The following is a 20,413-nucleotide window of genomic DNA, read 5'->3' as shown; positions in this document are numbered from 1 at the left end:
CGAACGTGGCAGCTCCACCCGTAAACGAGGATTCGCCATGTTCAAGGTCACTCCCAATCCGCCGGGCACTGATCCGGCTTCCCCGTACGAAACCATCGATTCAATAAGCCTTGACGAAGCCGCCGACCGCGACCTCGACTATCAGCTAAAGCCAGACATCCCCATCATGGACATTCCGCGCACACCCGGCACGATGTTCATCGTCAATCCAGAGCTCGATACCGCAACCCTGTTGGCCCATGCTTGCGAATCGCTGGCCTCGGCCAATGTCATGACCATGGATTTGGCTGATCATATGAATGGACCCAGGCGCAACTCTCTACTTGGCATTGCGCAAGTCATCATGCTGGGTGAGCTGGCGGTTAACCGCGCGATAGACCAACTTGCCCCAGCAAGTAACAGCAGGGGGACCCACTATGAAACGTGAAATTTTTGCTGAACTAATCGATGGCCTCGAAGCCCTGTCCGAAGAACGCCTGCGTGCAGCTCAACCCTGTATCCCTCGGATAGGAATAATGAAAGGCAAAGTGGTGCTTCCTGAAGACTTTGACGCGCCACTGCCAGATGACATGCTTGATGATTTAGAAGGCACTCAAATTTGAGGCTTCAGATCCACACCCGATTACCCACCACAGAGTTCAGTGTTTCTGCTGGATGTTTGTTCGGCTGATGAAGTTTTCTGATTGGGATGGCCTCTTCGCGAGCAAGCCCGCTCCCACAGTTGATCTGCAGTGAATACAAAACTTGAGTCCGACGCCGATCTAATGTGGGAGCGGGCTTGCTCGCGAAGAGGCCTTATCAGGCACAAATGAAAACGGCACCTTGCGGTGCCGTTCGCCTTTCACACTTCAGACTATTACTTACGCGCCGCCTCCCACGATTTCAGCAGTTCGGCATAACTCACGGTTTCACCCTGCGGCTTCTCGTTCGCCAGTTTCGGTTTCGGTGCGCCCGGCTGATCGAACCAATACTGAGCATCGCGCTCCGGGTTCATTTTCGGGGCGCAGGTGGCTTGGGCTTTCGAACGTTCCAGACGGGACATGATCGCGTCCTGATCCTTGGCCAGGCCGTCCAGCGCTTCTTGCGGGGTTTTCTCGCCGCTGGCGGCTTCGGCGATGTGGCTCCACCACAATTGCGCCAGGCGTGGATAGTCCGGCACGTTGGTCCCGGTCGGGGTCCATTGCACGCGGGCCGGGCTGCGGTAGAACTCCACCAGGCCACCGAGTTTCGGGGCCAGGTCGGTCATGGCCTGCGAGTTGATGTCCGATTCGCGGATCGGGGTCAGGCCGACGATGGTTTTCTTCAGCGACACGGTTTTCGAAGTCACGAACTGCGCATAGAGCCAGGCCGCGAGTTTTTGTTTCTCAGGCGTGGACTTCATGAACGTCCAGGAACCCACGTCCTGATACCCCAGCTTCATGCCCTCCTCCCAGTACGGTCCGCGTGGCGACGGTGCCATGCGCCATTTCGGCGTGCCATCAGCGTTCATCACCGCCAGGCCAGGCTTGGTCATGTCGGCGGTGAAGGCGGTGTACCAGAAAATCTGCTGGGCAATGTTGCCTTGGGACGGTACCGGCCCGGATTCGGAGAAGGTCATGCCCGCCGCTTCAGGTGGTGCGTATTTCTTCATCCAGTCCACGTATTTGGTGGTGGCGAATACCGCCGCCGGGCCGTTGGTGTCGCCGCCACGGGTCACGCTGGAGCCGACTGGGTGGCAGTCCTCGACGCGGATGCCCCACTCGTCCACCGGCAAACCATTGGGAATGCCCTTGTCGCCGCCACCGGCCATGGAGAACCAGGCATCGGTGAAGCGCCAGCCCAGGGACGGGTCTTTCTTGCCGTAGTCCATGTGCCCGTAGACACGCTTGCCGTCGATTTCCTTGACGTCTTCGCTGAAGAACTTGGCGATGTCTTCATAGGCCGACCAGTTCACCGGCACGCCCAGCTCGTAGCCGTACTTTTCCTTGAACTTGGCTTTGAGGTCCGCACGTTCGAACCAGTCGGCGCGGAACCAGTAAAGGTTGGCGAACTGCTGGTCGGGCAGTTGATAGATCTTGCCGTCCGGCGCGGTGGTGAAGGAGATGCCGATGAAGTCCTTGATGTCCAGGGTCGGCGAGGTGAAGTTCTTGCCTTCGTTGGCCATCAGGTCGGTGATCGATTCAGTCTTGCCGTAACGGAAGTGCGTACCGATCAGGTCCGAGTCGTTGACCCAGCCGTCATAGATGTTCTTGTCCGACTGCATCTGGGTCTGCAGCTTTTCCACCACGTCGCCTTCCTGCAGCAGGTCGTGGGTCAGCTTGATCCCGGTGATCTCGGTGAAGGCCTTGGCCAGCACCTTGGACTCGTATTCGTGGGTGGCGATGGTTTCCGACACCACCTTGATGCTCATCCCGCGAAACGGCTCCGCCGCCTTGATGAACCACTTCAGCTCTTCGAGTTGCTGATCGGCCGTGAGGGTGGATGGCTTGAATTCACTGCCGATCCATTTCTTCGCGGCGTCTTCATAGGCATCGGCCCAGGCCGAAGCGCTCAAACCGCTGAGTGCCAGCATGGCTGCCAATGAAATGCTATGTCGCAGCTTATTGTTTTTGTCGAACATAGAGACCTCCTTATTGAGTTTCGGAGCAACATTGCCGAGCGATTCGACTAGCCCCAACGCATCACAGCCAACAGCCACACCAGGGACATCGCGAAGGCGACCCAGATGCTCCAGTCGGTCACGCCGATTACCAGCAGATGCAGGTAGGCGCTGCCGAGAAGACCGATGAACAACCGATCGCCACGGGTGGTGGCAATCGGCAAAAAGCCTCGCCGAAGTATGCTCGGCGAGCGCAACTCCCAGGTCGTCATGCCCACCAGGATCAAGGCAATGACACTGAAGAACGCCGCCGTGGGGACGGTCCAACTCATCCATTCCATCATCGACTCCTCATACCCGGCCCAGGGCAAAGCCCTTGGCCACGTGGTTGCGAACAAACCAGATCACCAGCATGCCCGGGAGGATGGTCAACACCCCCGCCGCCGCCAGCACGCCCCAGTCGATACCGGACGCCGAGACCGTGCGGGTCATCACCGCCGCAATGGGCTTGGCGTTCACCGAGGTCAGGGTGCGCGCCAGCAGCAACTCCACCCAGGAAAACATGAAGCAGAAAAACGCCGTGACGCCGATGCCGGAGCCGATCAGCGGGATGAAAATCTTCACGAAGAACTTGGGAAAACTGTAGCCGTCGATGTAGGCGGTTTCGTCGATTTCCTTGGGCACGCCCGACATGAAGCCTTCGAGAATCCACACCGCCAGCGGCACGTTGAACAGGCAGTGCGCCAGGGCCACCGCGATGTGGGTGTCGAACAGGCCGATCGATGAATACAACTGGAAGAACGGCAACAGGAACACCGCCGGCGGCGCCATGCGGTTGGTCAGCAGCCAGAAGAACAGGTGCTTGTCGCCGAGGAAGCGGTAGCGCGAGAACGCATAGGCTGCTGGCAATGCCACAGTCAGGGAGATGATGGTGTTCAGGCTCACGTAGTACGCCGAGTTGATGTAACCGGTGTACCAGCTCGGATCGGTGAAGATCACCTTGTAGTTGGCCAGGGTGAAATCCTGTGGGAAAAGCGTCAGGCCGCCGAGGATTTCGCTGTTGCTCTTGAAGGACATGTTCAGCAGCCAGTAGATCGGCACCAGCAGGAACAGGATGTAGATCAGCAGTGGAACCAGCTTTCTCATGCTCATGATGGCCTCAGCGGTTGGCGTCAGAGTGAGTCATGGCGGTATAGAACAGCCAGGACACCAACAGGATGATCAGGAAGTACACCAGCGAGAATGCGGCGGCCGGGCCCAGGTCGAACTGCCCGATCGCCATCTGCGTCAGGGTCTGGCTGAGGAAGGTCGTGGCATTGCCTGGCCCGCCCCCGGTCAGTACGAACGGCTCGGTGTAGATCATGAAACTGTCCATGAAGCGCAGCATCACGGCGATCAACAGCACACTCTTGAGCTTGGGCAGCTGGATATGGCGGAACACGGCCCAGGCCGAGGCACGGTCGATCCGCGCCGCCTGGTAGTACACGTCCGGAATCGCCCGCAGTCCGGAGAAACACAACAGCGCCACCAGTGAGGTCCAGTGCCAGACGTCCATCACCAGCACGGTGACCCAGGCGTCCATGGTGTTCGCCGCATAGTTGTAGTTGATGCCCATGGCCTTGAGGCTCGCCCCCAGCAGGCCGATGTCGGCCCGGCCGAAGATCTGCCAGATGGTGCCGACCACGTTCCACGGGATCAGCAACGGAATCGCCAGGATGATCAGCACCACCGACGACCAACGACCCTTGGTCGGCATGGTCAGGGCAATCGCGATGCCCAGGGGGATTTCGATCAAAAGCACGCAAGCCGAGTAGATGAACTGGCGCAGCAACGAATCGTGCAAACGCGGGTCGAGCAGCACCTGCTTGTACCAGTCGGCACCGACGAAGTAGCGGCTGGACTGGTCGAAGATGTCCTGCACCGAATAGTTGACCACGGTCATCATCGGGATCACCGCACTGAACGCCACCAGCAGGAACACCGGCAGCACCAGCCACCAGGCCTTGTTGTTCTGCACCTTGTTCATGGCTGCACCTCACCCACCGATTGCGGTTCCAACAGGAAATCATCGGCATAGACCATCAGCCACTGCGCCGGAAAACTGATGTATGCCGTGCCCTCGGGCACTGGCTTGTCTTCGGCCAGGCGCACTTTCAGCGGCACGCCGTCGAGGTTCAGGGTCATGATCTTGAAGGTGCCGAGGTCTTCGACGTGTACGACTTGTGCCCGCAGCGCATCATCAAAGGGTTCGTCCCAGACATGGATGAACTCCGGGCGGATGCCAACTTTCAGGGAGTGCCATTCGGATTCGGCGATGCGTTTCTGCATGGCCTCGGACAACGGTAGATGGGTCGAAGCGAAACCGACGCCCCCCGGTTGCACCCCGACCTCGATCAGGTTCATCCCCGGACTGCCAATGAAATAACCGACAAAGGTGTGGCTCGGCCGCTCGAACAATTCTCGCGGCGTGCCGAACTGCACGATCTGCCCGCCGTACATCACCGCGATCTTGTCGGCGAAGGTCGAGGCCTCCAGTTGATCGTGGGTGACGTAGACCATGGTGATGTTGAACTGCTCGTGGATTTGCTTGAGCTTGCGCCGCAGCTTCCACTTCAGGTGCGGGTCAATCACCGTCAGCGGCTCGTCGAAGAGGATGGCCGAGACGTCATCACGCACCAGCCCACGGCCCATGGAGACTTTCTGTTTTTCGTCGGCGGTGAGGTTGCTGGCTTTCTTGCTCAACAGGCTCTGCAGGTCGAGAACCTCGGCAATTTCCCGCACCTTGGTGTGAATTTTCGCCTCGGCCATGCCCTGGTTACGCAATGGAAAGGCCAGGTTGTCGAACACCGTCATGGTGTCGTAGACCACCGGGAACTGGAACACCTGGGCGATGTTGCGCTTTTCCGGGGTCAGGTTGTTGACCGCCTTGCCATCGAACAGCACATGGCCCTGGGACGGGCTGAGCAAGCCGGAAATGATGTTGAGCAAGGTCGACTTGCCGCAGCCCGACGGGCCGAGCAACGCGTAGGCGCCGCCCTGCTCCCAGATGTGGTCCATCTGGCGGATCGCGTAGTCCTCTGGGCCGCTCGGGGTGCTGGTGTAGCTGTGGGCGAGGTTCTGCAAACGGATTTCGGCCATCAGGCAACCCTCGCGACGCGCCGGCCGGGCGCCTGGACCAGCCGCCCCTGCGCATCGAAGACAAACAGTTTATGGGTCGGGATGTAGATGCGGATCGGCGCATCGACGTCGTATTCGTGAACACCGGGCAAGTGCAGCACCAGCAGGAAATGCTCGTTGCGCACGTGCAGGAAGGTTTCCGAGCCGCTGATTTCCGCGACTTCGACGGTCACCGCCAGTTCCAGGTCATCGTCGTTGCTCGGTACCAGCGAGATATGACTGGGACGCACACCGAAGCGAAACTCGCCCTCGCCCACCGGGCGCAAATCGACGTTCAAAGGGAAGTGCACGAAATTGGCGAAGCTCACTTCGTTGCCGGCAATGCGACCTGGCATCAGGTTGATCGGCGGCTCGGAGAACAACTCCGCCGCCAGCACGGTCTGCGGCTGGTGGTAGACCTCGGCCGACGGGCCGCTCTGGATCACCCGGCCCTCATGGAGAATGGTGGTGGTGCCGCCCAGGGCCAGGGCTTCGTTGGGTTCGGTGGTGGCATAGATGGCGATGGTATGGCGCGCCTTAAACAGCTCGCGCATTTCCTGGCGCAGCTCTTCGCGCAATTTGTAGTCGAGGTTGACCAGCGGCTCATCGAACAGTATCAGCTCGGCATCCTTGACCAGCGCCCGGGCCATGGCGGTGCGCTGCTGCTGGCCACCGGAGAGTTCCAGCGGAAAACGCTTGAGGAACTTCTCGATGCGCAGCATCTTCGCGGTTTCCAGCACCTTGCTCTGGATCAGCTCATTGGACACACCGGCCTGGCGCAACGGCGAGGCGATGTTCTCGAAGACAGTCATGGTCGGGTAATTGATGAACTGCTGATACACCATCGACACGTTGCGCAGGCGCACCGGGCGCTGGGTGACATCGACGCCATTCATCAGGATGCGGCCGCTGTCAGGCTTGTCCAGCCCGGCCATCAGGCGCATGAGACTGGTCTTGCCGGACAGTGTGCGCCCGAGCAAGACGTTGAAGGATCCGGGTTCGAAACGCAGGCACGCATCGTCAATCCAGGTCTGGCCCTCGACGGTGCGGCTGACATGCTCCAGGGTTAATGACATGGCTCGGCCTTTTTTATTTTTGGAGACAAGCGACCCGAGCGGTATAGCGACATTTGTGCCAGAAAACGCAAGCCCTTGATTTGGCTTTGAATCCTTGAAAGTGACTACCGGGTCACGTTCATTGCTGAACACAAATGAACAATCGAGACTGAACAACTGAACAGTTCAGCGATTGACAATGAACATTAGTGAACAACAATCTATAGACCGTTCCACGCAATCCTGTAGGAGCCCGGCTTGCCGGCGAAGGCGTCATCGAAATCGCCTTCGCCGGCAAGCCGGGCTCCTACAGGTACGTGGCGTGTCAGCGACATCACATGCGCAATGTGGTGTGGTGTGCAAAAACCATAAAAACAATAAAAGCGTTATCCAGAGACTGACTGCCATGGCTGCACCCGCCTCGCCGCTGACCCACGACGCCATCATCCAGGACTCCTGGAAACGATGCCGCGCGTTCGGCCTCAATCACCAGAGCGCCCCGGCCTTCGATCAGCTACCGGCCGAGGGCATCAAGCAATTGCTGGAAAGCCAGCACTCCCTGGTCCAGACCACCCATCAAGAAGTCCTGCCGTACTACGAAAACATCCTCAGCAACTCCAACTGCCTGATCATGCTCGCCGATAATCAGGGCCAGGTGCTGACGTCCTGGGGCACCCAACGGTTTATCCAACCAAGCCTGACCCGTGGCTTCAGCGCCGGCGCCAGCTGGATGGAGCGCTGCAGCGGGACCAATGCGATCGGTACCGCGCTGGCTTGCGAGCAGGCGGTGCACATCGAGCACGATGAACACTTTCTCAAGGCCAACCGCTTCATGACCGGCTCCGCCGCGCCGATTTTCGATGCCGAGCGCAAGGTCATCGCCGTGCTGGATGTGTCCAGCGACAGCTACCTGCCGCCGTCCCATACCCTGGGCATGGTCAAGATGATGAGCCAGACCGTGGAAAACCGGCTGATTCTCAACCTGTTCCACGGCCAGCACTTTCAACTGACGTTCAACACCGGCCTCAACAACCTCGACAGCCAGTGGGCCGGATTGCTGATTTTCGACGAGAGTGGCCAAGTGCTGTCCGCCAATCGTCGCGCCGACAACCTGCTGGGCGTGCGCCTGTCGCGGGTCAGTGTCGAGAGCCTGTTCAAGGTTTCCTTGCTGGAGTTGCTGAGTCAGCCCGAAGGCCTGCCCTTCTCGCTCCAGACCTGCGGGCGCAACCGTTTCCAGTGTCTGCTGAAGCGGCCAAAGATGGCCCCTGTTCAGGCGCGGGTGTTCACTGAGCCCAGCGTCGCGGCGCCCGCCGCCATCAGCCTCAACACCCTGCATTTTGGCGACAGCCGCGTGGAAAAAGCCGTGCGCCAGGCCGAGCGCCTGCTGGAAAAAGACATTCCGTTGTTGATTCATGGCGAAACCGGGGTCGGCAAGGAGGTGTTCGTCAAAGCCCTGCATCAGGCCAGCTCGCGCAGCAAACAGGCGTTCATCGCCGTGAACTGCGCGGCGATCCCCGCTGAACTGGTGGAATCCGAGCTGTTCGGCTATGAAAAAGGCGCGTTCACCGGCGCCAACCAGAAAGGCAGCATCGGGCTGATCCGCAAGGCCGACAAAGGCACGCTGTTCCTCGATGAGATAGGCGACATGCCGCTGCCGACCCAGGCCCGCTTGCTACGGGTGTTGCAGGAGCGTTGCGTGCAACCGGTGGGCAGCAGTGAGTTGTTCCCGGTGGACATCCGCATCATTTCCGCGACCAACCGCTCATTGCGCGAGCAGGTGCAACTGGGGCGTTTTCGGGAAGATTTGTACTACCGCATCGGCGGCCTGACCCTGGAACTGCCGCCGTTAAGGGAGCGCAGTGACAAGGAGGCGCTGTTCAAACGCTTGTGGGAACAGCATCGCGAACCGAGCCAGTGGGCCGGGTTGAGCCGCGAAGTGCTGGAATTGTTCAGCCGTCATCCGTGGCCGGGGAATTTAAGGCAGGTCAGTAGCGTGATGCAGGTGGCGCTGGCGATGGCCGAGGAGCAACCGGTGCGACCGGAGCATTTGCCGGATGATTTTTTTGTCGATCTGGAGATGGAGCCGGTGGAGACGCCGGAGCCAATGGCGGTGGATCTTGATGATGCCGAGGATTTGAATCGGCAGTTGCAGGCGGTTGGGGGGAATATTTCGCATCTGGCCAGGCGGCTGGGGGTTAGTCGCAATACCCTCTACAAGCGATTGCGCCAGACAGAATGACAAAGTAGCCGCATCCGCTTGATCGTTCCCACGCTCTGCGTGGGAATGCCTCAACGGACGCTCTGCGTTCGGCTTTTGACTTGGGACGCGGAGCGTCCCGGGCTGCATTCCCACGCAGAGCGTGGGAACGATCATCACAGCCGGTGCAGCTATCAGTCAGCCAAACGCCAGGTCGTCCCACCCTTGCCGTCTTCCAGCACCACGCCCATGGCGGTGAGCTGGTCGCGGATGCGGTCGGATTCGGCCCAGTCCTTGCCGGTGCGTGCCGCCAGGCGCGCTTCAATCAGCGCCTCGACTTCGGCTGCATCCACACGCCCTTCGGCGCCAGCCTGCAGGAAGTCATCGGCCTCCAGTTGCAACACACCCAGCACGCTGGCCAGTTCTTTCAAACGGGCAGCCAGGCCGGCCGCTGCGTTCAAATCGCTTTCGCGCAGACGGTTGATCTCGCGCACCATTTCGAACAGCACGGCACAGGCTTCTGGCGTGCCGAAGTCGTCGTTCATCACCTGGGTGAAACGCTCGACAAAGGCTTCGCCGCCAGCCGGCGCCACGCTCGGCAGGCCTTTCAACGCGTGGTAGAAACGCTCCAGGGCGCCCTTGGCGTCCTTGAGGTTGTCTTCCGAGTAGTTGATGGCGCTGCGGTAGTGGCTCGACACCAGCAGGTAACGCACGACTTCCGGGTGGTACTTGTCGAGCACGTCGCGGATGGTGAAGAAGTTGTTCAAGGACTTGGACATCTTCTCGCCATTGATGCGGATCATGCCGCAATGCATCCACGCGTTGGCGTAGGTCTTGCCGGTGGCCGCTTCGCTCTGGGCGATTTCGTTTTCGTGGTGCGGGAACTCGAGGTCGCTACCGCCGCCATGAATGTCGAAAGTCTCACCCAGGCAGCAGGTGGACATCACCGAGCACTCGATGTGCCAGCCCGGACGCCCGGCGCCCCACGGCGATTCCCAGCTCGGCTCGCCTGGCTTGGCGGCTTTCCACAGCACGAAGTCCAGCGGGTCCTGCTTGGACTCGTCGACTTCGATGCGCGCGCCGATGCGCAGGTCTTCGATTTTCTTGCGCGACAGCTTGCCGTAGCCCATGAACTTGCCGACGCGGTAGTACACGTCGCCATTGCCCGGGGCGTAGGCGTAACCCTTGTCGATCAAGGTCTGGATCATCGCGTGCATGCCCGGGATGTGATCCGTGGCACGCGGCTCCATGTCCGGCTTCTTGATGTTCAGGCGCGCTTCGTCTTCGTGCATCGCCGCGATCATGCGCTCGGTCAAGGCTTCGAACGACTCGCCGTTCTCATTGGCCCGGTTGATGATCTTGTCGTCAATGTCGGTGATGTTGCGCACATAAGTCAGGTCGTAGCCGCTAAAACGCAGCCAGCGGGTCACCAGGTCGAAGGCAACCATGCTGCGCCCGTGGCCCAGGTGGCAGTAGTCGTACACAGTCATGCCGCACACGTACATGCGCACCTTGTTGCCATCGAGCGGCTTGAAGACTTCTTTGCTCTTGGTGAGCGTGTTGTAGATCGTAAGCACGTTATTTCCTTGAATCACTGGCCCCAGGAGTCACGCAGGGTCACGGTACGGTTGAACACCGGCTGACCGGGTTTCGAGTCCTTGATATCCGCGACGAAGTAACCTTCGCGCTCGAACTGGAAACGGTCTTCCGGCTGTGCGTTGCCCAGCGAAGGCTCGGCACGACAACCGGTGAGTACCTGCAGCGAGTCAGGGTTGATGTTGTCCAGGAAACTGGCGCTGTCTTCAGCCTTCTCCGGGTTCGGGGAACGGAACAGGCGATCGTACAGGCGCACTTCGCACTCGACGCTGGCAGCGGCCGGCACCCAGTGGATCACACCCTTGACCTTGCGGCCTTCCGGGTTCTTGCCCAGGGTGTCCGGATCGTACGAGCAGCGCAGTTCGACGATGTTGCCATCGGCGTCCTTGATCGCTTCGTCGGCACGGATCACGTAGCTGCCACGCAGGCGCACTTCGCCGTTCGGCTCCAGGCGCTTGTAGCCTTTTGGCGGCTCTTCCATGAAGTCTTCACGGTCGATGTAGAGCTCACGGGCGAACGGCAGGACGCGCACCCCCATGTCTTCTTTCGGGTGGCACGCCAGCTCGAGGTTCTCGACCTGACCTTCCGGGTAGTTGGTGATCACGACTTTCAGCGGACGCAGCACGCACATGGCACGCGGGGCGCTGTGGTCGAGGTCGTCGCGGATGCTGAATTCGAGCATGCCGAAGTCGACCACGCCGTCGGAACGGTTGGTGCCGATCATTTCGCAGAAGTTGCGGATCGATTTCGGCGTGTAGCCACGACGACGGAAGCCCGACAGCGTGGACATGCGCGGATCGTCCCAACCGTTGACGTGCTTTTCATCGACCAGCTGCTTGAGCTTGCGCTTGCTGGTGATGGTGTAGTTCAGGTTCAGGCGGCTGAACTCGTACTGGCGCGGGTTGGCCGGTACTGGCAGGTTCTCCAGGAACCACTCGTACAGCGGACGGTGGCTTTCGAACTCCAGGGTGCAGATCGAGTGGGTGATGCCTTCGATGGCGTCCGACTGACCGTGGGTGAAGTCGTAGTTCGGGTAGATGCACCACTTGTCGCCGGTCTGGTGGTGATGCGCGTGGCGAATGCGATACATGATCGGGTCGCGCAGGTTCATGTTCGGCGAAGCCATGTCGATCTTGGCCCGCAGCACGCGTGCGCCGTCCTTGAACTCGCCGGCCTTCATGCGGGCGAACAGGTCCAGGTTCTCTTCGACGCTACGGTCGCGGAACGGGCTGTTCTTGCCTGGCTCGGTCAGGGTGCCACGGTATTCCTTGGCTTGTTCCGGGGTCAGGTCGTCGACATAGGCCTTGCCGGACTTGATCAGTTCGACGGCCCAGTCGTGCAACTGGTCGAAATATTGCGAGGCGTAGCGCACTTCACCGGACCACTCGAAGCCCAGCCATTTGACGTCGCTTTCGATCGCGTCGATGTATTCCTGGTCTTCCTTGGCCGGGTTGGTGTCGTCGAAACGCAGGTGCGTGACGCCGCCGAACTCCTGGGCCAGGCCGAAGTTCACACAGATCGACTTGGCGTGACCGATGTGCAGGTAGCCGTTGGGTTCAGGCGGGAAACGGGTGACGATCTGCGTGTGCTTACCCGAATCCAGGTCTGCCTGGATGATCGGCCGCAGGAAGTTGACCGGCACGGCAGGGCCGGTCTTGGCATTCGAGGTAGGGTCGACAGTGGGCTTGCTCATAGGATCCTTGAACGTACAAGTGCATGGCCGTAATGAAGGCCGGACAAAACAAAGCCGCTATCATAGCCGATGCCGTCAAGTACCTGACAGAGCGCACTCTGTAAACCGTCGCATTTAATAGGCCGTAAATGAAAAAACAGCCTCGAAATTCGTGCCCGTCACGCTAAACTGCGCACCTTGGCCGAGACAGGCTGAACCGGTGGCGGGATGGAATGTCCCAAGACCACGAATTCATAAGGTGAGTAACGATCATGACCCAAGTCAAACTGACTACCAACTTCGGCGACATCGTCCTCGAACTGAACGCCGACAAAGCCCCGATCACCGTGGCCAACTTCGTCGAATACGTTAAAGCCGGTCACTACGAAAACACTGTTTTCCACCGTGTCATCGGTAACTTCATGATCCAGGGCGGTGGTTTCGAGCCAGGCATGAAAGAAAAGAAAGACAAGCGTCCAAGCATCCAGAACGAAGCTGACAACGGTCTTTCCAACGACAAGTACACCGTCGCCATGGCCCGCACCATGGAGCCGCATTCGGCTTCCGCACAGTTCTTCATCAACGTGGCGGACAACAGCTTCCTGAACCACAGCGGCAAGAACGTTCAAGGCTGGGGCTACGCGGTATTCGGTAAAGTGACCGCCGGCACCGACGTTGTCGACAAGATCAAAGGCGTGGCCACCACTTCCAAGGCCGGCCACCAGGACGTACCAGCAGACGACGTGATCATCGAGAAAGCCGAGATCATTGAGTGATACTGCTGATTTCAGACTTGCATCTGGAAGAGGAGCGCCCGGACATTACCCGGGCGTTTCTGGATTTACTCGCCGGGCGCGCCCGTGCGGCGAGCGCACTGTACATCCTGGGCGACTTTTTCGAGGCGTGGATTGGCGACGATGCCATGACGCCGTTCCAGCGCTCCATCTGCCAGGCCCTGCGCGACTTGAGCGACAGCGGCACGGCGATTTTCCTGATGCACGGCAATCGCGACTTCATGCTGGGCAAGGCGTTCTGCAAACAGGCCGGCTGCAGCCTGCTGAAAGACCCGAGTGTCGTGCAGTTCAACGGCGAACCCGTGCTGTTGATGCACGGCGACAGCCTCTGCACCCGCGACGAAAGCTACATGAAGCTGCGTCGCTACCTGCGCAACCCGATCACCCTGTTCATCCTGCGGCACTTGCCGCTGCGTACCCGGCATAAGCTGGCACGCAAGCTGCGCAGTGAAAGCCGGGCGCAGACGCGGATGAAGGCCAATGACATTGTCGATGTCACGCCCGAGGAAATTCCGCGGATCATGCAGCAATATGGCGTTAAAACGCTGATCCACGGGCATACCCATCGTCCGGCCATTCACAAGTTGCAGATTGGCGATCTGGCGGCCAAGCGCATCGTGCTGGGGGATTGGGATAAACAGGGCTGGGCGTTGCAGGTCGACGACAGCGGGTTCGCCTTGGTGCCGTTCGATTTCACGCCGCCACCGCAACTCGCAGCCCCCGCGAACTAACGACCAAACACAAAACCCTGTGGGAGCGAGCCTGCTCGCGATTGCGATTGCACATTCAACATATTGGTTGACTGGCTAGCCGCCATCGCGAGCAGGCTCACTCCCACATTGACCGCATTGCAGATCAATGACCGCTGGCAGCAGGCCCCGCCTTCGCCGCAAACGGCGGTTTCGCCAGCCATACGATCACGATCAACCCCATGAACGCCCACCCCAGCAACGTGAAGTAGTCCACGGTGGAGAGCATGTACGCCTGGCTGGTCAACACATGATCGAGCTGCGCATACGCCGGGTTGCTCGCGCCACCCAGTGCATGCAGGGCCTCGCGGGTGGCAGGTTCATAGGTGCTGATGCTTTCGCTCATGTACGCATGGTGCTGGTCCGCCCGGCGAATCCAGATCCACGTGGTCAACGACGCGGCGAAGCTGCCGCCCAAGGTCCGCAGGAACGTCGCCAGGCCCGCGCCATCGGCGATCTGGCTCGGCGGCAGGTCCGACATCAGGATGCTCAGGGTCGGCATGAAGAACAGCGCCACGCCGATGCCCATGAACAACTGCACCAGGGCGATGTGCTGGAAGTCCACTTCGCTGGTAAAGCCGGCACGCATGAAACAGCTCAAGCCAATGGCCAGGAACGCCAGGCCCGCCAACAAGCGCAGGTCGAACTTGTGCGCGTACCTGCCGACAAACGGTGACATCAGCACCGGCAGGAGCCCGATCGGCGCCACCGCCAGGCCGGCCCAGGTGGCCGTATAGCCCATCTGGGTTTGCAGCCATTGCGGCAGGATCAGGTTGATCCCGAAGAAACCGGCGTAGCCCAACACCAGCACCAGGGTGCCGATGCGGAAGTTGCGGTAGGCGAACAGCCGCAGGTTGACCACCGGGTGTTGGTCGGTCATTTCCCAGATCACGAACACCGCCAGCGCAATCACCGAAATGGCCGCGCCGATGAGAATGAAGCTCGATTCGAACCAGTCCAGGTCATTGCCCTTGTCGAGGATCACCTGCAACGCCCCGACGCCGATGACCAGGGAGATCAAACCGACGTAATCCATCGGCTGATGACTGGTCACCACCGGCCGCGCCTTGAGCTGCGAACGCACAACCATGACCGCGAAGATGCCGATCGGCACGTTGATGAAGAAGATCCACGGCCAGCTGTAGCTATCGGTGATCCAGCCGCCGAGGATGGGCCCTGCAATCGGCGCGACCACCGTGACCATCGCCAGCAACGCCAGGGCCATGCCGCGCCTGGCGGGTGGATAGACGGCGATCAGCAGCGTCTGGGTCATCGGGTACAGCGGCCCGGCCACCAGGCCTTGCAGCACCCGAAAGCCGATCAACTCCGGCATCGAAGTAGAAATGCCGCAGAGAAACGAGGCCAGCACGAACAGAATGGTCGCCCACAGGAACAGCTTCACCTCACCGAACCGCCGGCTGAGCCAGCCGGTCAGCGGCAACGCGATGGCATTGCTCACCGCGAAAGACGTGATGACCCAGGTGCCCTGCTCCGAACTCACCCCCAGGTTGCCGGAAATCGTCGGCAGCGCCACGTTGGCGATGGTGGTGTCGAGCACCTGCATGAAGGTCGCCAGCGACAGGCCGATAGTGCTGAGCACCAGGCTGGGGGGCGTGAAAGAGGCGTTATTGCTCATCGCGAATCCTTTGAAACTGGGCGGTCGGTCGCAGCTAACCCTGTGGGAGCGAGCCTGCTCGCGAAGGCGGCATTACATTCAACACTAATGCTGCCTGACCGGACGCTATCGCGAGCAGGCTCGCTCCCACAGGGGGGCGGTGTGATGGCGGATTGGCGAATCAGCGATGGGCGGTCTTGCTGACCGCGGCGCTGTTGTCGTGGATCAATTGCGTGATCATGGCGTCGGCCTCGGTCAACTGGCGGTCATAGATGCCGGTGCTGAACGACGCCTTTTGCGGCGGCTGTTGCGCCAGCACTGGGCCGCTCTGGTCACGCAGGCTCACCTCGACCATGGTCGACAGGCCGACGCGCAAGGGATGTTCGGCCAACTGCTGGGCGTTGACATGGATCCGCACCGGTACCCGCTGCACGATCTTGATCCAGTTGCCGGTGGCGTTCTGCGCCGGCAGCAAGGCGAACGCGCTACCGGTGCCGGCGCCAAGGCTGTCGATGGTGCCGCTGTATCTCACACTGCTGCCGTAGAGATCGGCTTCGATCTCAACCGGCTGGCCGATACGCATGTCGCGCAGCTGGGTTTCCTTGAAGTTGGCGTCGATCCATAACTGATCCAGCGGAATCACCGCCATCAGCGCCTCCCCCGGCTGCACCCGTTGTCCCAGTTGCACAGTGCGTTTGGCGACGTAGCCGGTGACCGGCGCGATCAGGGTGCTGCGGGCGTTGTTCAGGTAGGCCTGGCGCAATTGCGCCGCGGCGGCCATCACGTCCGGGTGCGATGAAACGACGGTGTCATCGACCAGTGCGGCGGTGGTCTTGAGCTTCTGCTGGGCGTTGGCCAAGGCGTTCTGCGCCGAGGTCAGGTCGTCACGGGCGTGGGACAGTTCCTCCTGGGAAATCGCCCCACCGACGGCGAGATTTTTCCGCCGGTTGAAGTTGTCCTGGGCTTTTTGCACTTCGGCTTGCTGGGCGTTGACCTGGGCTTTCATGCCGTCGACGTCGCTGTACAGACCGCGAACCTGACGCACGGTGCGGGCCAGGTTGGCCTGGGCGCTTTGCAGGCCGACTTCGGCGTCGTTCGGGTCGAAGTTCACCAGCACCTGGCCTTCGTGGACCAGATCGCCATCGTCGGCGCCGATGCTGACGACGGTGCCGGTGACCAGCGGGGTGATTTCCACCACGTTGCCATTCACATAGGCATCGTCGGTGCTTTCGCTCCAGCGCCCGTAAAACTCGTGGTAAGCCCAGACGCCCGCGCCGCTCAGCGCGACCACCACGGCCAGGGCCAGCAGCATGAACTTGCGTTTGCCCGAATCGGGGTTGGCCGGGGTGTTTTCAGCGGTTGGCGTTGTATCGGCAGTGGCCATGACAAATTCCTTGAATTATTGGATCAGCGTGGCTGGCGCGGTAGTGGCCGAGGCAATGGCCTCAGGCTGGAAACCGCCGCCCAGCGCCTGTATCAGCTGGATCGACAGGTCGATCTGCTCGGCATTCAGGTTGGCCAGCTGGCGCTGGGCCTGGAGCAACTGCTGCTCGATGCTGAGCACGTCCAGGTAGTTACCGATGCCGGAACCGTAGCGCTGGACCACGGTGTTGTAGGAGTCCTGGGCGATGTCGGTGGCGTGTTGCTGGGCCGCGATCTGCCGGCCGATGTCACGCAACTGGTTGATGCTGTCGCTGACGTCGCCCAGCGCCCTGACCAGGGTCTTGTTGTACTGCGCCACCGCCAGGTCGAAGTCGGCGTCGCGGGAATCGAGGTCGGCGCGCAGACGGCCACCGTCGAAAATCGGCACGGAAATCGTCGGTGCGACATTGAAGAAGCGGCTGGCCGAACCGAACATCGCATCCCCCAACAATGATTCGGCACCGGCCGCAGCACTGAGGTTCAAGTTGGGATAGAACTGGGTTTTGCCGGCTTCGATATTCTTGCTCGCCGCCTCGACCCGCCAGCGCGCGGCTACCAGGTCTGGGCGACGTCCGAGCAGTTCGGCCGGCAGCACCGACGGCAAGGCCACGGCGCCTGGCTTGAGAATGTTCGGCCGGGTGATTTCATTGCCGCGATCCGGGCCTTTGCCAAGCAGCACGGCCAGGGCGATTTTGGCGCTTTGCAGGCGCTTCTCGGCGTCGATCAGATTGGCTTGGGAGGTGGCTTCCAGGCTTTCGGTCTGCTGGAACTGGTACTGGCTGTCGATCCCGGAACTCAGGCGACGCTGGCTCAGATCAAGCATTTGCCGGGTGCGCTTGAGGTCTTCGGCGGACAGGTCATGGACGATGTGTGCCTGCCCCAGGTCGCTGTAGGCACGGGCCACGTCAGCGGACAAGGTCAACTGCGCGGCCTGCTGGTCGACTTCGGCTGCACGGGCCTGACCCAGCGCCGCTTCCCAGGCATCACGCTGACCGCCCCAGAGGTCGAAGTTGTAATTGAAGATGGCGCTGATGTTGCGCACGGTGGAGTAATTGCCTCCCTGCCCCAGCGGGTCCTGGTCCCGGGCCAGACGCGAACGGCTGACGCCGGCGCTGGCATCCAGGGTCGGCATCCGCGCGGCGTCGGCGGCGTAGGCAGCGGCGCTGGCCTGGTGGGCACGGGCGTCGGCGATCTGCATGTCGGGGCTGTCGTGCAGGGCTTCGCGGATCAGGCCGTCGAGCTGCGGATCACCGAGGCTTTTCCACCAATCGCTTTTCGGCCAGGCGGCCTGCGACAGCGTCACGCCGCTGAGGGATTGCCCGGCCTTGAGGTTCTTCGCATCGAGGCTGACGCCTTCGGTGGTCAGGCCGCTGTAGCTGGCGCAACCGGCCAGGGTCATGGCCAACAGCACCAGGCTCAGGCCGGTGCGCAGGGTTTTAATGCTCATTGGTCACCTACCCGCAGCAGGGTGATCGAATCACCGGCCGCTATCAGGATTTTCTTCAGGATCGACTCCAGGGTCTTCAATTCATCTGGAGTGATGGCGCCGGCCAGTTCATTCATGGCTTCGGCGCCGATGTGCGGCAGGCGATCGGCCAGTTTCTGGCCCTCCTCGCTCAGCACCAACTGCACCTGACGACGGTCTGCCTCGGAGCGCTGGCGTACGAGGAAACCTTTCTGCTCCAGACGATCGAGCATGCGCGTCATCGAACCGCTGTCCAGGGACAGGTGCCGACACAGCTCACCCGGCGAATCGACGCCGTACTGGGCAATGATGATCAGCACCTTGAACTGCGCCGCGGTGATGCCGTGGGGTTCCATGTGCGTGTCGATGATCCGGTCCTTGAGCAACGCAGCGCGCCCGAGCAGGAGGCCGAGGTGGCAATTGTGGAAATCTTCTGGCGCGAAATGTTTCATCTGAACACCAATTAGCTGCCTAGGCAGTGAATGTATGTCGAGATATTACTGCCTAGGCAGTCAATGTCAACGTAATTGTTAGGTTGCTTAGCATTTAGTTGACAAATGGCGTCGGATATTGCGACGGATAGATGGGCGTCGTTGCCCCTGAAAACCCTCTGGAAGCCAAACTACCCAACTGGTTAAACTATGCCGCCGCGGCTCAAGTAGCCGGACTGAAGATCACGGGGACATCACAGTGGCCGCTCGACCACCCAAGCATTCGCGACTCACACCGCGCTGGCCAGCGTTGCGCCGCCTCTTCGGCCAGGTATCGGCCGGCCCTGACCGTCACTGCGCACATGCGCGGGTGATTCACGACTACTTTCACCGCAAGGCCTGTTCCCAGGGTTACACCCTCAGCCATAGCCAGCAACGGGTCATCGACTGCATGGCGCAGCACGCCTCAAAGCTGCTGGGCACCACGGGCAAGACCCTGCCCGGGCTTTACCTGCACGGTGCCGTTGGGCGTGGCAAGAGCTGGCTGCTCGACGGTTTTTTCCAGGCGATCCCTCTTGCCCAGAAGCAGCGCCTGCACTTCCACGGTTTTTTTGCCCGCCTGCACGAGGGCATGTTCACCCATCGCGACCAACCGGATGCGCTGGCGACCACGCTGGATGAATTGCTCAGCGATTGCCGGGTGCTGTGTTTCGACGAGTTTCACGTCCATGACATCGGCGATGCGATGCTCATCACGCGGCTGTTCAAGGCACTGTTCCACCGCGGGATCCTGCTGCTGGTCACTTCCAATTACCCGCCGGAAGGCCTGTTGCCCAACCCGCTTTACCATGCGCGCTTCAAACCGGTGATCGACCTGATCAATGCGCGCATGCAGGTCATGGAAGTCGGCGGGCCCCACGACTACCGCAGCCAGGCCAGACAACATGCGCACCAGCTGTTCACCCAGGGCCGCTACGTTTGGCCCGCCACGCTGGCGCAACGCCAGGCATCGAACCTGCCAGGGCCGAACGGACCGGCCATTGCCCTGCCCGTCGGTACTCGCCATCTATCGGCCCGCTACTGCGAAGGACGCACCGTCGGCTTCACCTTCAGCGACCTGTGCGAGCACCCCACTGCGGTCATGGATTACCTGGAACTGTGCCGACGCTTCGATCACTGGATCATCGACGACCTGCCCGACCTCGCCGAGTGCTCGATTGCCGCCCAGCAGCGCTTCATCAACCTGGTCGACGTGTTGTATGACCAGGACAAGCACCTGACATTGCTGGGCCAGCGCTCGCTGCGTGAAAGCCTGGGCGGTGATGCGATCGACCTGGCGCGCACGCGTAGTCGGTTAGGGCAATTGGTGGAGGTGCGGGAGGGGGTTTGAGTTGGGGCAATTTTCTGTGGATTGAAGAAAAAGATCGCAGCCTGCGGTAGCTCCTGAGCCGCTACCATCGTTGGTCCATGCCGCGTCGAAGCTTGTTGTCTGAGTACATATCCGTTGCTGCGGTAACGGCCACTTATGGTTTCGCCCTTACGGCGACTCCCTTTTTCAAACGCCAAAAAGGAAGCAAAAGGCTTTGCCCCACCACTCGGTGCCTCGCTAGGGCTCGGCATGCCATAACGAAGGCATTGCTCCGTGGGTCGCCGCGATGGGCCGTCCCTGGCCCAGCGCGGCTA

18 protein-coding genes are annotated in these 20,413 nt (G+C 60.7%); 6 read left to right on the top strand and 12 right to left on the bottom strand.

The window, feature by feature from the left end; translation table 11 throughout:
• Positions 1 to 37: 37 nt before the first annotated feature.
• Positions 38 to 427, top strand: coding sequence for a DUF6124 family protein (locus tag HFK74_RS30955; protein WP_180206858.1), 390 nt, complete (start codon positions 38 to 40; stop codon positions 425 to 427).
• On the top strand, positions 417 to 602 hold the full coding sequence (locus tag HFK74_RS30950; RefSeq protein ID WP_180206846.1) for a hypothetical protein: 186 nt from the start codon (positions 417 to 419) through the stop codon (positions 600 to 602). The genes HFK74_RS30955 and HFK74_RS30950 overlap by 11 nt, the downstream gene beginning before the upstream one ends.
• 254 nt (positions 603 to 856) lie before the next feature.
• Here HFK74_RS30950 and HFK74_RS30945 read toward each other — a convergent pair whose 3' ends face one another.
• The 6 genes from HFK74_RS30945 to HFK74_RS30920 are packed head-to-tail and all read right to left on the bottom strand — an operon-like array spanning position 857 to position 6,810.
• Complete coding sequence (locus HFK74_RS30945; protein ID WP_180206857.1) at positions 857 to 2,599, bottom strand: ABC transporter substrate-binding protein; 1,743 nt, start codon at positions 2,597 to 2,599, stop codon at positions 857 to 859.
• Positions 2,600 to 2,646: 47 nt separating this feature from the next.
• Positions 2,647 to 2,919, bottom strand: coding sequence for a DUF2160 domain-containing protein (locus tag HFK74_RS30940; protein WP_008061969.1), 273 nt, complete (start codon positions 2,917 to 2,919; stop codon positions 2,647 to 2,649).
• A 10-nt stretch (positions 2,920 to 2,929) separates the two neighbouring features.
• The gene (locus HFK74_RS30935; protein WP_008061967.1) at positions 2,930 to 3,730 is read right to left on the bottom strand and encodes a carbohydrate ABC transporter permease; all 801 of its coding nucleotides are present in this window, start codon (positions 3,728 to 3,730) and stop codon (positions 2,930 to 2,932) included.
• Between the two features lie 7 nt (positions 3,731 to 3,737).
• Entirely contained in the window at positions 3,738 to 4,604 is an 867-nt protein-coding gene (locus HFK74_RS30930) for a carbohydrate ABC transporter permease (protein ID WP_020801179.1), read from the bottom strand.
• Positions 4,601 to 5,716 (bottom strand): ABC transporter ATP-binding protein, encoded by a 1,116-nt coding sequence (locus HFK74_RS30925; RefSeq protein ID WP_180206856.1) that lies wholly within the window; start codon positions 5,714 to 5,716, stop codon positions 4,601 to 4,603. The genes HFK74_RS30930 and HFK74_RS30925 overlap by 4 nt, the downstream gene beginning before the upstream one ends.
• Positions 5,716 to 6,810: an ABC transporter ATP-binding protein gene (locus tag HFK74_RS30920; protein ID WP_180206855.1), complete on the bottom strand. Its 1,095-nt coding sequence runs from the start codon at positions 6,808 to 6,810 to the stop codon at positions 5,716 to 5,718. Before HFK74_RS30920 ends, HFK74_RS30925 begins: the two co-directional genes overlap by 1 nt.
• Before the next feature lie 385 nt (positions 6,811 to 7,195).
• Between HFK74_RS30920 and HFK74_RS30915 the strand changes: the two genes are divergently transcribed.
• Positions 7,196 to 9,028, top strand: coding sequence for a sigma-54-dependent Fis family transcriptional regulator (locus HFK74_RS30915; RefSeq protein ID WP_180206854.1), 1,833 nt, complete (start codon positions 7,196 to 7,198; stop codon positions 9,026 to 9,028).
• A 152-nt stretch (positions 9,029 to 9,180) separates the two neighbouring features.
• Here HFK74_RS30915 and cysS read toward each other — a convergent pair whose 3' ends face one another.
• On the bottom strand, positions 9,181 to 10,563 hold the full coding sequence (cysS, locus tag HFK74_RS30910) for a cysteine--tRNA ligase (protein WP_180206853.1): 1,383 nt from the start codon (positions 10,561 to 10,563) through the stop codon (positions 9,181 to 9,183).
• Positions 10,564 to 10,577: 14 nt separating this feature from the next.
• Complete coding sequence (locus HFK74_RS30905) at positions 10,578 to 12,275, bottom strand: glutamine--tRNA ligase/YqeY domain fusion protein (protein WP_008061956.1); 1,698 nt, start codon at positions 12,273 to 12,275, stop codon at positions 10,578 to 10,580.
• A gap of 251 nt (positions 12,276 to 12,526) precedes the next feature.
• Between HFK74_RS30905 and HFK74_RS30900 the strand changes: the two genes are divergently transcribed.
• Together HFK74_RS30900 and lpxH are read left to right on the top strand one after the other, a co-directional pair.
• Complete coding sequence (locus HFK74_RS30900; RefSeq protein ID WP_008001184.1) at positions 12,527 to 13,030, top strand: peptidylprolyl isomerase; 504 nt, start codon at positions 12,527 to 12,529, stop codon at positions 13,028 to 13,030.
• Positions 13,027 to 13,779 (top strand): UDP-2,3-diacylglucosamine diphosphatase, encoded by a 753-nt coding sequence (gene lpxH, locus HFK74_RS30895; RefSeq protein WP_180206852.1) that lies wholly within the window; start codon positions 13,027 to 13,029, stop codon positions 13,777 to 13,779. Before HFK74_RS30900 ends, lpxH begins: the two co-directional genes overlap by 4 nt.
• 124 nt (positions 13,780 to 13,903) lie before the next feature.
• On the opposite strand, the gene HFK74_RS30890 is transcribed toward lpxH, so the two are convergent.
• The 4 genes from HFK74_RS30890 to HFK74_RS30875 all read right to left on the bottom strand — a co-directional run bounded on the left by HFK74_RS30890 (position 13,904) and on the right by HFK74_RS30875 (position 18,751).
• Positions 13,904 to 15,433 (bottom strand): DHA2 family efflux MFS transporter permease subunit, encoded by a 1,530-nt coding sequence (locus HFK74_RS30890; RefSeq protein ID WP_180206851.1) that lies wholly within the window; start codon positions 15,431 to 15,433, stop codon positions 13,904 to 13,906.
• A 160-nt stretch (positions 15,434 to 15,593) separates the two neighbouring features.
• Positions 15,594 to 16,796 carry an HlyD family efflux transporter periplasmic adaptor subunit gene (locus HFK74_RS30885; RefSeq protein WP_180206850.1) on the bottom strand — a complete coding sequence of 401 codons (1,203 nt, stop codon included), beginning with the start codon at positions 16,794 to 16,796 and terminating at the stop codon, positions 15,594 to 15,596.
• Positions 16,797 to 16,811: 15 nt separating this feature from the next.
• The gene (locus HFK74_RS30880; protein ID WP_180206849.1) at positions 16,812 to 18,281 is read right to left on the bottom strand and encodes an efflux transporter outer membrane subunit; all 1,470 of its coding nucleotides are present in this window, start codon (positions 18,279 to 18,281) and stop codon (positions 16,812 to 16,814) included.
• On the bottom strand, positions 18,278 to 18,751 hold the full coding sequence (locus HFK74_RS30875) for a MarR family winged helix-turn-helix transcriptional regulator (RefSeq protein ID WP_180206848.1): 474 nt from the start codon (positions 18,749 to 18,751) through the stop codon (positions 18,278 to 18,280). Before HFK74_RS30875 ends, HFK74_RS30880 begins: the two co-directional genes overlap by 4 nt.
• Before the next feature lie 238 nt (positions 18,752 to 18,989).
• On the opposite strand from HFK74_RS30875, the gene zapE reads away from it, so the two are divergent.
• Positions 18,990 to 20,120 carry a cell division protein ZapE gene (zapE, locus tag HFK74_RS30870; protein WP_180206847.1) on the top strand — a complete coding sequence of 377 codons (1,131 nt, stop codon included), beginning with the start codon at positions 18,990 to 18,992 and terminating at the stop codon, positions 20,118 to 20,120.
• The last annotated feature ends 293 nt before the right edge of the window (positions 20,121 to 20,413 follow it).

It is taken from the genome of Pseudomonas sp. SbOxS1 (genome assembly GCF_013416725.1).
Lineage (GTDB): Bacteria > Pseudomonadota > Gammaproteobacteria > Pseudomonadales > Pseudomonadaceae > Aquipseudomonas.
The sequence above is the reverse complement of the archived record's forward strand: the minus strand, read 5'-3'. Positions and strand labels throughout refer to the sequence as shown.